We start from the raw sequence: 10,929 nt of genomic DNA on the forward strand, positions 1-10,929 counted from the left end.
TGGGGGAGCGCTATTTCCTGGTAGTTACAGACAACGGGCTATCTCTGTGATATTTGCGGTCTCTGGGCGGCTAAGGCGTTCAACTGCTGATTCACAATGTCCTTGAGGGCCGCATAGTCGACAACGCCGCTGAAGAAATGGCCATTGACAAAGAAGCTGGGAGTGCCCGTCAATCCAAGACTCTTGGCTTCATCAAAGTCTTTCTTAACTGCAGCCGCCTCTGCCCCGCTATCAAGGCACGTATCGAAACGATCTCCATCAAGCTTCAACACACGCGCGTGTTCCTTCAGCGCATCCAACTCCGTCAGTTTGCTGTAGAAGAGAACGTCGTGATATTCCCAGAATTTTCCTTGCTCGCCAGCACAACGAGATGCCTCCGCCGCCTTTTCCGATCCATGGTGCATTGGCAGTGGAAAGTCTTTAAACACAACTGTGAGCTTGTCACCATACTCCTTTTTGAGTTGCTGTATCTGGGAGTTCACTTTCTGGCAATACGGGCATTGGTAATCGGCAAATTCCACCAGAACAACCGGTGCACCTGTCGCTCCGTGCGTATAGGCTTTGGCGATATCCACTTGGGCGGACGGGGGCATCAACTCGATATTGATCGCCGCCTGCTTACGCAACTGCTCCACATACGCTGCGCGAGCCTTATTCCTGCGCAGTTCCCGAATGTGCTGCAACACATCATCGTGCACTGATTCAAAAGAGTCTTGCGTGTCCAATCCTTCGTAGTAGACCTCGAGCTGGTCTTCTGTGGGATCCTTCACTCCCTTATAGACTTCCGTTTCTAAAAGCTGATCGAGGGGGATACCCTTTTTGCGCGCTTCATCCGCAAGAAGCCGGTTATCGATTAGTTCTTCGAGAGCCTTTCGCTCGTTAAGATAAAACTGATACTGAGCCTGGAGAAGCTTTCCGCTCTCGAACTGCTGCAGATCTGTGAGTGTGAGATCGGCGCCGCTAACCCTGGCAACGACCTGGGCTGATTCTTGTCCGGACTGACCATTCAGCATGGTTGCGGCTGTGAGAGTTAGTAGAACAACCAAGGAACCTACGATGTGCCCAGTTTTCATTGCCTTTTCCTTCTCCATCGTTGCGAATGCGTCATTGATAAGTTGTGCCAGGGCGGGGAAGTCTGCTGCCCCTGGCACTCGAGGACTTTCGGCCGTCTGGCATGCCGTAGTGCCTTTCTTCCTGCATGCCGAGATGGTTTTGTCACTAGTCGCCAGTACCGCAAGAGCAGATGCCCTGTCCGCTTCCCAGGATGTTCACGAAAGCGCACTGCGCCTGCAGATTTGCAAGCTCGGTCGCGCCAAGTGTGGAATCCGAGGACTCGGTTTCAGTGATCGGCCAGGCAGTGCCTACGGCGTTCTGGATATGAGTTACCCACGCGCGAAGGTTTGCTTTTGGCGTGACATTGGATGTCGGATCGCACGGAGAGTTGTTGACCGCGGCAGAAACGATCTTAACAACACCATTCCTCGACACAACGCCGGTCAGTGGATTCGACGTCAGGTTAGAGCGAACCGATAGCGTCCGCAGGCCGTTGTGGGTCTCGACGCAACCGCAGCACTCAGTCAGCTGTTGATCTGCGTCAAACACGTAGATCATCGCGCAGAGGTTCCCGTATGTCAGGCCTGGATTGTCAATCCGGACAGTCGCATCGGGCGCTGGAGCGGCGTTATTCGAGAAGTAGTTGACTTTGTACACATCCTGTGCGGAGGCAATGCCGGCGCCGACTGTGATCAGGCCAGCGATTACCAGGGCAACGGAAAGCGTCTTACATGCTGTGAGTTTCATTCGGAGTCCTCCTTAGCGTATTCTCAGCTTTCGATAACAATAGCTGGGAGCGCTCAGTGCCCAACTCTAACCACAATTCAGTTCTTTGCAATTACCCAGTTGACCTACTCCGGTTAGTTATGCCATCCACGCTACTCCATACGCATTAGCCTGACCCCCATATGCATTAGTCCAGCATTCAGCCGATCAGCTTAACCGATAAGAACTAAGCTTTCGCAACATGTTGAGATCACGTACGACAATCAAATCCGTAGTGCCACGCGGTTAGATCGCATGAAATGCAGGCCCGAGTACGAAAGGAGCATCTGCAGCGCCCTCGTTGAATGCGGCATCACGATCGACCACAAAACGGTCAATCGCATTCAATCTGCGAAGAGGCCATAAGAGCATTTAGACACATTCCCAACGCACTCATCCGTGGCTTCTGCGCCGCAAGGGCCCTATTGTGGCGGAGACTGATCGTCCAACGCCTGGAGCTGGCGTTTCTGCAGCTCATCCAGAACTTGACCTGTAGTTCTTCCCGACGCAGCCGCAGCCTGCTGAACATTGAAGCCGGCAGGAACACCGACCACATTAGTTGCACTGGAAGTGGGCTGATTAGGGGGAGGAACTGGTGGGCTTGGCTCTCCCTGACTGTCATTGGTGAAGCCGGCTGCGCCGTACAATGTCGGGGCTTCAGCTTGATCGGCAACCGGCGAGCTCACGTGCTTCGATCCTGCAGAAGCTAAGTCAGGCCGTGAACTCAGTATGAGCTTTGTTACATGCTGTGGATCTTCGAATGAAGTCTGAATGACATAGTTAAACTTCGACCCATACAAGAATTGAGTCAAGGCGTCTCGCAGCGGTGCTGGCCCTACATGATCGAAGATTGGGTCATCCATAGACTCAGCAGGGAGTTCCACCGATATCCCTGTGCGAGTGCGAATTGCTCCAATCACATCTCTCAAAGGAATATTCTGCGCGTTGATTGTAAGCATCCCGTCGGAGTAGGAGACGGCCGACGCCTTAGGTGCTGGTTCCCCTTCGGGTGCTGAACCGGGCTGCTGCGACGGATCGAGGGCTCGCTCCAACTCAGGCCCGGTCTTCTTCTTCTTGCATAGCAAACCTTGTTCTGGCGTTGCTGAACTGGAAAGCTTATCTTGTGGAAGACTGAGATCCTTGACTTTCAATTCCGAAGTGCTTTGCGACCCGGACGGTTGCTCTGCATCGACCGCGTCTGCGTTCGCCGGCTCGCCTTTGTGCACGCCGAGGGCAAGTTTATGCGGATCGTCCTGCTTAAGTCCGTCGCATATCTGAGCTTGGGAATTCCGCGGCTGATCCTCGGTGGAGGAACTGCCGGTCTGCCCCAGGACGGTTGGCGATGATGAGACAAGCGCCCAGAATGCCGCCAGCAGTAAGAAGTACTCGGAACCGCTCCGAATACCATCTGGAAACCGCAAAGATGTCGAATGTTGGCCATTCGAGAATGACAACGATTTGGAACGCAGCATAGCGTCCTCCTGCGGCTCCAATTGCACCACCGCTGTTGCCTGACCACAATCGCACGTATGGACTAACCAAAGAGACTAGAGATCGCTTATCCGCAGTAGAACTGTTTTGTTGTTTTTCTTATCTGTTCATGCAACGCTCACTGATATATCGCTTTGTTGCAATTTTGTAAAACTCGCTAGGCTGCAACTTCGCTTTTTGCCGCGCGTCTATTGGGCGATAGTTTCCCCAGCAGGTATAAACCAATGTAACTAGAGGTGTAAGTTCGTACTCATATACTACCTACCGATTAGTCCAAATAGGCGAGCCCGAACGGCGCAATCGATTCTTCTTGACAATGTCCAAACTACCATGGAAAACTCCGGATGCAACTAAATGAGCTCATTCTAATTGAGCAAAGTCAGCCGTTTCTGGTGTCCGGCGCCGTCCGTGACATGGACCGGATGCCAGGCAGTTGTTTCGATGCACGGTTTCCCAGGTTGCCCCTACATCGAATCCTCGCCTCCGGCCACCAAAGTATCGGCACCAAAATGCGGAGGTAGGAACGATGACTACGGCGTTTACCATGCCGGGCTTTCTGTTACTGAACGAGGGATTCCAGCCGATTGCTTTCAATTCCGAGGCTCTTCAGATATTGGCGTTTCCCACAAGGCCGGAACGGATTCCGCACACAGCCGTATTTCTCGAAGACAAAATCAGATCAAGCCTCTTGGATCGACGCAACGATTCCTCGCCGGAATTTGTCAAAGCGTATCGGTCGGGGGGACGCATGTATATCTGTCGCGCGTTTCACATCGATTGCAAAGGACAAGAGGTTGCACTTTGTACTACGGCTCTCATTCTGGAGCGTCACTACTCCTCCGTAGCGGAGTTGAGCGATCTCCTGCGTCAGTTCGATCTGACGCCGCGCGAGTTGGAGACGGTGACCTTGCTGGTCGAAGGGCTCACCAGCAAGGAGATCGCGAACCGTATGAACATCAGTCCAAATACCGTTAAAGCATTTCTGCGCCTCGTGATGGTAAAGATGGATGTCTCCACACGGTCCGGGATTGTGGGAAAGATCGTAGGGCCTCATTCCTGACAGAGTGCTTAAGCTTGCTGAACTAATTCCTCTGAGGAGTTTACCGAACGTCGGGAATAGGGTAATCATGGCTCTACGTGAAACGCACAAACCATTTCGATCGGCGTCATGAAGTACGATTGCCTCAAAGCCTTGAGGTAACGGTCAGTGAGCTGCCCCAGCTCGGCTCAACGGAAGATCCCGGCGTGTGCGCCGTAAAGGCCCGTGTGCAAAATATCAGCCATCATGGGGTTTGCCTTATTACATCCTCGCCAATAGAGAAGTCATCGCTCATTCGGTGCGAGATTCCGGTTGGAGATGCTCCTTTGCTCATTGCCACTCTGATGCAAGTCCGTTGGACTCGCAAGCAGGTAGCGCCGCCTGAGAGCTTCATATCAGGACTGGAAGCGCTTCTCTGAAAACCACTGCGAGCTCTGCATCTCGCGAGTGATCCGTATTTCCTGGCTCCTGCATAGTCCTATCTTCTCAAAAGAATTGCCTTTCTCTCGATTGGGAGCAGGGGCTTTACAGCTCCGTTCTTCTGCTGTGCCGTGTCGGCATAGAGTCTAGATGAGTTGCGATTAGCTCCCATGAAGTAATACAAATGGGCTAACATCCTTGCTCTAACTCGGAGTGTTTAAGCTACTTAGATACTTGCGTCCCACCACCTCCTGGCCTAAAGTCTTACTCGTTCAAAAGCCTAGCCCATTAGAAGTAGTCGCCGATGAGGTATCTGCAGATATGATCGATGCCAAGACTCAAATTCTCCATGCCAACTGCAAGCAGCAACTCGCAGCGGTTACCCTGTTTGGACTAATGCTGTCCGGATGCGGAGGGCCGAAAGCGATACTGAGCACTTCTCCTCAAATTGAGCAGTTGAAGGTTACTCCCACGGCTTCGAGCATTGCGCTCGGGCAGACGGCGAATTTCGCCGCAACAGCGATCTTGACAGATGGCTCTTCCAAGGACGAGACCAATTCAGTGACGTGGACTAGCAGCAATGGCGGCGTTGCTAGTATCGATGCAACCGGTCATGCCACATCGGTGTCCCCGGGGAATGCGACGATTGTCGCGACGCTCCATGGGGTGACAAGCGCTGCATCACTCACAGTTTCCAAAGCCGCAATGGTAAACATCGCAGTCACTCCGTCCTCTTCGTCGCTCGCGTCCGGGACCTCGATCCAACTGAAGGCGACCGGCACCTTCACCGATCTCAGTACACAAGACGTCACCAACGCTGTCACTTGGAAAACATCTGACCCAGGTATCGCGGCTGTAAGCTCCGCCGGTCTCGCTGCTTCCATATCTATGGGCAAAGTGTCGATTACTGCATCTGCCGGGTCTGTGAGCGGGTCCTCCCAGCTTACTGTGACGGCGGCAACGCTTGTCGCCATTTCGCTGAACCCGAGCGGGATCACCGTTCCTGCCGGGATCACAGCTCAATTCACGGCGCAAGGCACCTACTCAGACGGTAGCGTGCGCGACCTGACGAGCGCCGTCTCATGGAGCAGTTCTCCGCAGGGCATAGCAAGTATCAATTCCTCAGGATCCGCGACCGGTGTAAAGGTGGGAACAGCCGCGATCGCCGCGCAGTTGGGAGGTGTGAGCGGCACGAGTACTTTGACCGTTTCCGCCGCGCAGCTGAAGTCGATCTCAATCAGCTCTGGGAGTTTCACGATACCGCTTGGCAACGTCGAGCAAATGACCGCAACGGGCACCTACACGGATGGCAGCACCCACGACCTGACAAACTCCGTCTCATGGTCCAGCGCTTCCGCAGCAATAGTCAGTGTCAATTCCTCAGGATCCGTGACAGGCCTGAAGCTGGGAACAGCAGCGATCGACGCGCGATTGGGAGGCATGACCGGCACGAGTACTTTGACCGTTTCCGCAGCACAGCTGAAATCGATCTCAATCAGCTCGGGAAGCCTCACAATACCGCTTGGCAACGTCGAGCAAATGACCGCAACGGGCACCTACACGGATGGCAGCACCCACGACCTGACAAACTCCGTCTCATGGTCCAGCGCTTCCGCAGCAATAGTCAGTGTCAATTCCTCAGGATCCGTGACAGGCCTGAAGCTGGGAACAGCAGCGATCGACGCGCGATTGGGAGGCATGACCGGCACGAGTACTTTGACCGTTTCCGCAGCACAGCTGAAATCGATCTCAATCAGCTCGGGAAGCCTCACAATACCGCTCGGCGCCGTCGAGCAAATGACCGCGACGGGCACCTATACAGATGGCAGCACCCGCGACCTGACAAACTCCGTCTCATGGTCCAGCGCCTCCGCAGCAATAGTCAGCATCGGCAGCGGCGGCTCCGCCAAAGCCAGCGCACTCGGCAAAACCGACGTTTCCGCAATGAGTTCCAAGATCAGAGGTGACGCAACGGTGACCGTCTCCCCTGCGGCTCTTTCCTCAATCGCTGTTTCGCCTTCAAATCCAGCCGTGCCTTTGGGACGGGGTGTTCAACTCGCTGCCATCGGATCATTTACGGATGGCAGCACGCAAGATGTTACAGGTTCCGTGACGTGGGCAGTGAACGACGATTCCATTGTGAGCGTGAAAAGCACCGGATACGCGACCGCTATTCACGTGGGATCAACCGGTGCGGAGGCGTCGATGAACGGCATTCAGGGCACCGTAACCATTCTTGTCGAACCCCTTGCGGCAGTCGGCTATTTCGCTACCAGGCCGAACGGGATCGATACCGCACTGCGTGTGACAAATCCCGGTTCCGATGAACCGAATCTGTGCGTAATGGTCTATGTCTTCGATCAAGATCAGCAGATGTCCGAGTGTTGCGGCTGTCGGATCTCTGGCGATGGCCTTCGCACTTTCTCCTTGAACAAAGACCTCATCGGCAATCCCCTGACTGGCCGTGTTTCAACATCGGGTTCGATCCTTCTGGCAACCGGCGACTATGTCAGTAATCCGTCCTGCAACGCTTCTTCGATCAACCCTACGGGCACGGCGAGGGCTTGGAGCACACACCTTCAAGCGAACTCCGCAAACTCGAGTACTGTCTCTGAAGAACCCCTCTCCGAAACTCCGCTTAACGCAACCCTGACCCTTGCGCTGCAAGCGCAGTGTAGTTTCGTTCAGCAACTCGGTGGAGGCCAGGGGATTTGCACTTGCGGCACCGGCGACTGAATATCGTCACAAAGCGGCTCCGCTTGGCTGTCGGGGGCGCACGAAATCAGTGGGCACAAATTCTATCGGTCGGAGTCAACGAATCGAGTCTGCAGTTCTACGTAACGATGCCCATTTGTGTCATGTAGGCATGCATATCCTGCTCGCTCCCTTGAAAGAGGAGCACATACGTCCTTCGTCCATCGGACCAGCGACTGTCGCTGCCTGCTGTCTCGTGAAAAGATTTGATCGTGTTCTCTGCCGTCAATCGGGCATCGATGATCAGCAGGCTGGCGCGTTGCTCGTTCTTCATCTTGAGCAGGACAGCTCTGTGACTGGCGACCTTAAGCGAGCTTGCGGCGCGAAACTCTATTTTGCTCAGTTCGGGAGGCAGCTCCGCATCTCCCGAAAGAGCGCGTGCGCTCCAGTCGAGAAGCTGCTTTTGATCGGTGCTGTTGATCTCCACAGAGGGAGGCTGACTGAGAAGAGTCGCTACCTCTCGGCTCAGACGCGCGTCCTGGAGCCAGGGGCCGAGCCTGAGCGTGACGCCAAGGAGAAGAGATGCCGCGATGGGTAGCAGAAACCAATTTCTCCAACTGGACTTACGAGGTGCTTTCTGAAGACGCTCATAGTCCAGGCTTGCGAAGATTTTTGCCTCCAGCGAAGGGCTCTCTGGGATCTCTGAAAAGGTCTGGCGAATCCTCTCATCGCTCGCGCTGAAGTTCGCGAACCATTGCGCACATTCGGGGCAGGTTCCAAGATGGTCAAGGAGTGGCTTGGAGTCTGGGAGATTATCACCCGGACGCCACGCGTACATCTCCGATTTGTAAAGTTCGCAGCTCATAGGAATTTCGCCTTCTTCATCTGAACTAATTTCGTGGGTGCCTTCATCAACTCTTGCAGTTGTTGTCTTGCGCGGGCGAGCCTGGACATGACTGTTCCAATCGGGAGTCCCAATGCTTCGGCAATCTCCCGATAGGAGAGATCCTGGAAGTAAAACAGAACAACCGGAAGACGATACCGTTCCTCGAGCTTTTCCAGAGACTGATGAAGGGCAAGAGCATCGGCACTGAGAGCCGGCCGGCTCTCCGGCTCATAGAGCATCTCGTCGAAGGAGACTGCCCCTCTCGATTTCGTTCGCCGCCGCATCTGGCTATGACAGTGTCTTAAGATGCCAACAAGCCATCCTTTTACAAGTTCCACATCACGCAGACTCGAACGAGAACGATAAGCCTGCAAGAAAGCCTCCTGGGTCAATTCTTCCGCGTCTGTCCGCGAGCCAGTCCACCAGTAGGCGATCCCGAAGAGGAGCCTCTGGTGCTGCCTTACCCAATCGTTGAACATCTGGTCAGTGATCTGCACCGTAAACCGTCTTTCGATTGCCCGCTCTGCTTTCACCAATAAAGTGCATTCTGCCTTCCGTTTTATTCCAATGCTTTCTATCTTTTCTCGCAAATATTCTTCGCAAGGCCTAAATCCATAATTTCATGCGGATTGAATCGCATGAACTCGGAAGCGAATTGAACACCTCGAAGGTTTTCATACACAACAGCGGAAAACTTCCGGCGCTGAGGGAATAAACCGGCTCTCGCTCGACACTTCATTGACAGCAAAGACGAGCCGTATGGAGATTGTCTCGGTACGTATAGAAGGAGCAAATCAATGAAGCTCAAATGGATGCTACCCGTTCTACTGGTTACTTTGACGGCGGCTGCGCAAATTCCCTCTGGCATGGATCAGTTCATGCAGGTGATGCAGACGAGCATGACAAAGATGGATAAAGGCATGGCCGCCGCACCGATGACCGGAGACGTCGATCACGATTTCGCCACGATGATGACTCCCCATCATGAGGGTGCCATCGATATGGCCAAGGCGGAGCTGAGCTACGGAAAAGACCCCGTGATGCGCCGGCTCGCAGAAGAGATCATCGTCGATCAGGAATCCGAAATCGATGCCATGAACCTTTGGCTCAGCAAGAAACACTAACCATTACGCTCACCCTTACCTTCGAAAGAGAGACAAACGATGCGCTTCTTAGTGATTCCCGCACTCCTGACCGCTTGTGCGGTGTCCGGTCTAGCCCAAACCGCAGACCGCGTCTACACAGCCGACCAGACCTCGAATACGGTCTCGGTCATCGATCCTGCGACAAACAAATTCCTCGGCTCCATTCATCTCGGCGATGACGTGCCGGCGGCGCTGAGCCCCCTGTATCACGGCGAACTGCTGGTGCATGGCCTTGGTTTTTCCCCCGACCACAAGACGCTTGCCGTGGTCTCCATCGGCTCCAATTCCGTCACCTTCATCGACACGGAGACCAATACGGTCAAGGGAAAGGTCTATGTAGGCCGCTCTCCGCATGAGGCCTTTTTCCGGCCCAATGGTAAAGAGCTCTGGTTGGTGGTGCGCGGTGAAAACTATGTAAGCGTGATCGATCCGGTGAAGATGAAAGAAGTACGCCGCATCGAGACTGCGAACGGTCCAGGCATGGTGCTCTTTCGCCCCGACGGTAAATATGCATTTGTTCCTTCCAGCTTTACTCCGGAGATGGATGTTATCGATACGAAGACCTACAAGATAGTTGCAAGGGTACCGCAGGCAAGCCCGTTTTCCCCAAACCTTGCGGTCGATCAGGACGAAGTCTGGTTTACTCTCAAGGATTCGGGCAAGACCCAGGTCGTAAGCGCGAAGCCACCCTTCCAGACGCTGGCCACGCTCGAAACAGGACCCATCACAAATCACGTTACCTTCATAACAAACGAAGCAGGACGGTTTGCCTATGTCACGGTAGGAGGCAAGGACGAGGTGTTGGCCTACCGCCGCGTGACCGGCTCCGCGCCTCAGTTAGTGGCAACGATTAAAACTGGTGACCTGCCCCACGGCATCTGGGGGTCCGGCGATGGAAGTAAGGTTTATGTCGGTTTGGAAAATGGGGATTCAGTGCAGGCTATCGACACGATGACGAATCGCATTGTAGCCACGATCCCTGTCGGCCAGCTGCCCCAGGCGCTCGTTTACGTTCCCGGGGCAGTCTCCTCCGATGCGGGCAACGCCAATCTGAAGCCTCTCGGCATTTCAAGCGATGCGCTCCACCTCGAACTGGTCCCACCAACCTCTGGCGATTCACAGGCACACGCGAGTGTCTCGATCAACTCGCTCGGGCCGATCGACAACGTGCAGATCGCGGCAACGGGCCTTACGCCCGGGAAGAAGTATGACCTGATCCTGACCGGCGGCTCCGAACCTCAGAAACTGGCAACGTTCAAAGCTAACATTGGCGGCGTCGCGATCGCACAGACGATGGGGCCTATAAAACATGCTGTAACCCCGTCGCAGACCGCATCCGCTATGACGCTCGAGGTCCTGTCGGACGATGAAAACGGGGGTCAATTGGTGCTGAAGCAGATGTAGCCGTCGATGTCGGGCACGTGCAATCAACATGC

10 protein-coding genes are annotated in these 10,929 nt (G+C 54.4%); 5 read left to right on the top strand and 5 right to left on the bottom strand.

The features are described 5' to 3' along the window. Positions 1–38: 38 nt before the first annotated feature. The 3 genes from OHL23_RS12450 to OHL23_RS12460 form a co-directional block, all read right to left on the bottom strand. A complete protein-coding gene (locus OHL23_RS12450) occupies positions 39–1,073 on the bottom strand; it encodes a thioredoxin domain-containing protein (protein WP_263352207.1) in 1,035 nt (344 codons plus the stop codon). A 145-nt stretch (positions 1,074–1,218) separates the two neighbouring features. Beyond that, positions 1,219–1,800, bottom strand: a complete 582-nt coding sequence (locus OHL23_RS12455; RefSeq protein WP_263352208.1) for a hypothetical protein — start codon at positions 1,798–1,800, stop codon at positions 1,219–1,221. Between the two features lie 440 nt (positions 1,801–2,240). After that, entirely contained in the window at positions 2,241–3,290 is a 1,050-nt protein-coding gene (locus tag OHL23_RS12460) for a hypothetical protein (protein ID WP_263352209.1), read from the bottom strand. 545 nt (positions 3,291–3,835) lie between these two features. On the opposite strand from OHL23_RS12460, the gene OHL23_RS12465 reads away from it, so the two are divergent. From OHL23_RS12465 to OHL23_RS12470, 3 genes are all read left to right on the top strand, one after another. After that, on the top strand, positions 3,836–4,369 hold the full coding sequence (locus OHL23_RS12465) for a response regulator transcription factor (RefSeq protein ID WP_263352210.1): 534 nt from the start codon (positions 3,836–3,838) through the stop codon (positions 4,367–4,369). 77 nt (positions 4,370–4,446) lie between these two features. Then, on the top strand, positions 4,447–4,767 hold the full coding sequence (locus OHL23_RS28840) for a PilZ domain-containing protein (RefSeq protein ID WP_396127352.1): 321 nt from the start codon (positions 4,447–4,449) through the stop codon (positions 4,765–4,767). A gap of 322 nt (positions 4,768–5,089) precedes the next feature. Further along, positions 5,090–7,504 (top strand): Ig-like domain-containing protein, encoded by a 2,415-nt coding sequence (locus tag OHL23_RS12470; protein WP_263352211.1) that lies wholly within the window; start codon positions 5,090–5,092, stop codon positions 7,502–7,504. Positions 7,505–7,601: 97 nt separating this feature from the next. Here OHL23_RS12470 and OHL23_RS12475 read toward each other — a convergent pair whose 3' ends face one another. After that, positions 7,602–8,327: a hypothetical protein gene (locus tag OHL23_RS12475; RefSeq protein ID WP_263352212.1), complete on the bottom strand. Its 726-nt coding sequence runs from the start codon at positions 8,325–8,327 to the stop codon at positions 7,602–7,604. Next, positions 8,324–8,881, bottom strand: a complete 558-nt coding sequence (locus tag OHL23_RS12480; RefSeq protein ID WP_263353234.1) for an RNA polymerase sigma factor — start codon at positions 8,879–8,881, stop codon at positions 8,324–8,326. Before OHL23_RS12480 ends, OHL23_RS12475 begins: the two co-directional genes overlap by 4 nt. 264 nt (positions 8,882–9,145) lie before the next feature. Between OHL23_RS12480 and copM the strand changes: the two genes are divergently transcribed. Continuing rightward, positions 9,146–9,472 (top strand): CopM family metallochaperone, encoded by a 327-nt coding sequence (gene copM / locus OHL23_RS12485; protein WP_263352213.1) that lies wholly within the window; start codon positions 9,146–9,148, stop codon positions 9,470–9,472. Positions 9,473–9,511: 39 nt separating this feature from the next. Next, positions 9,512–10,897 (top strand): YncE family protein, encoded by a 1,386-nt coding sequence (locus OHL23_RS12490; protein WP_263352214.1) that lies wholly within the window; start codon positions 9,512–9,514, stop codon positions 10,895–10,897. The last annotated feature ends 32 nt before the right edge of the window (positions 10,898–10,929 follow it).

This window comes from Acidicapsa acidisoli (assembly GCF_025685625.1).
Taxonomy (GTDB): domain Bacteria; phylum Acidobacteriota; class Terriglobia; order Terriglobales; family Acidobacteriaceae; genus Acidicapsa; species Acidicapsa acidisoli.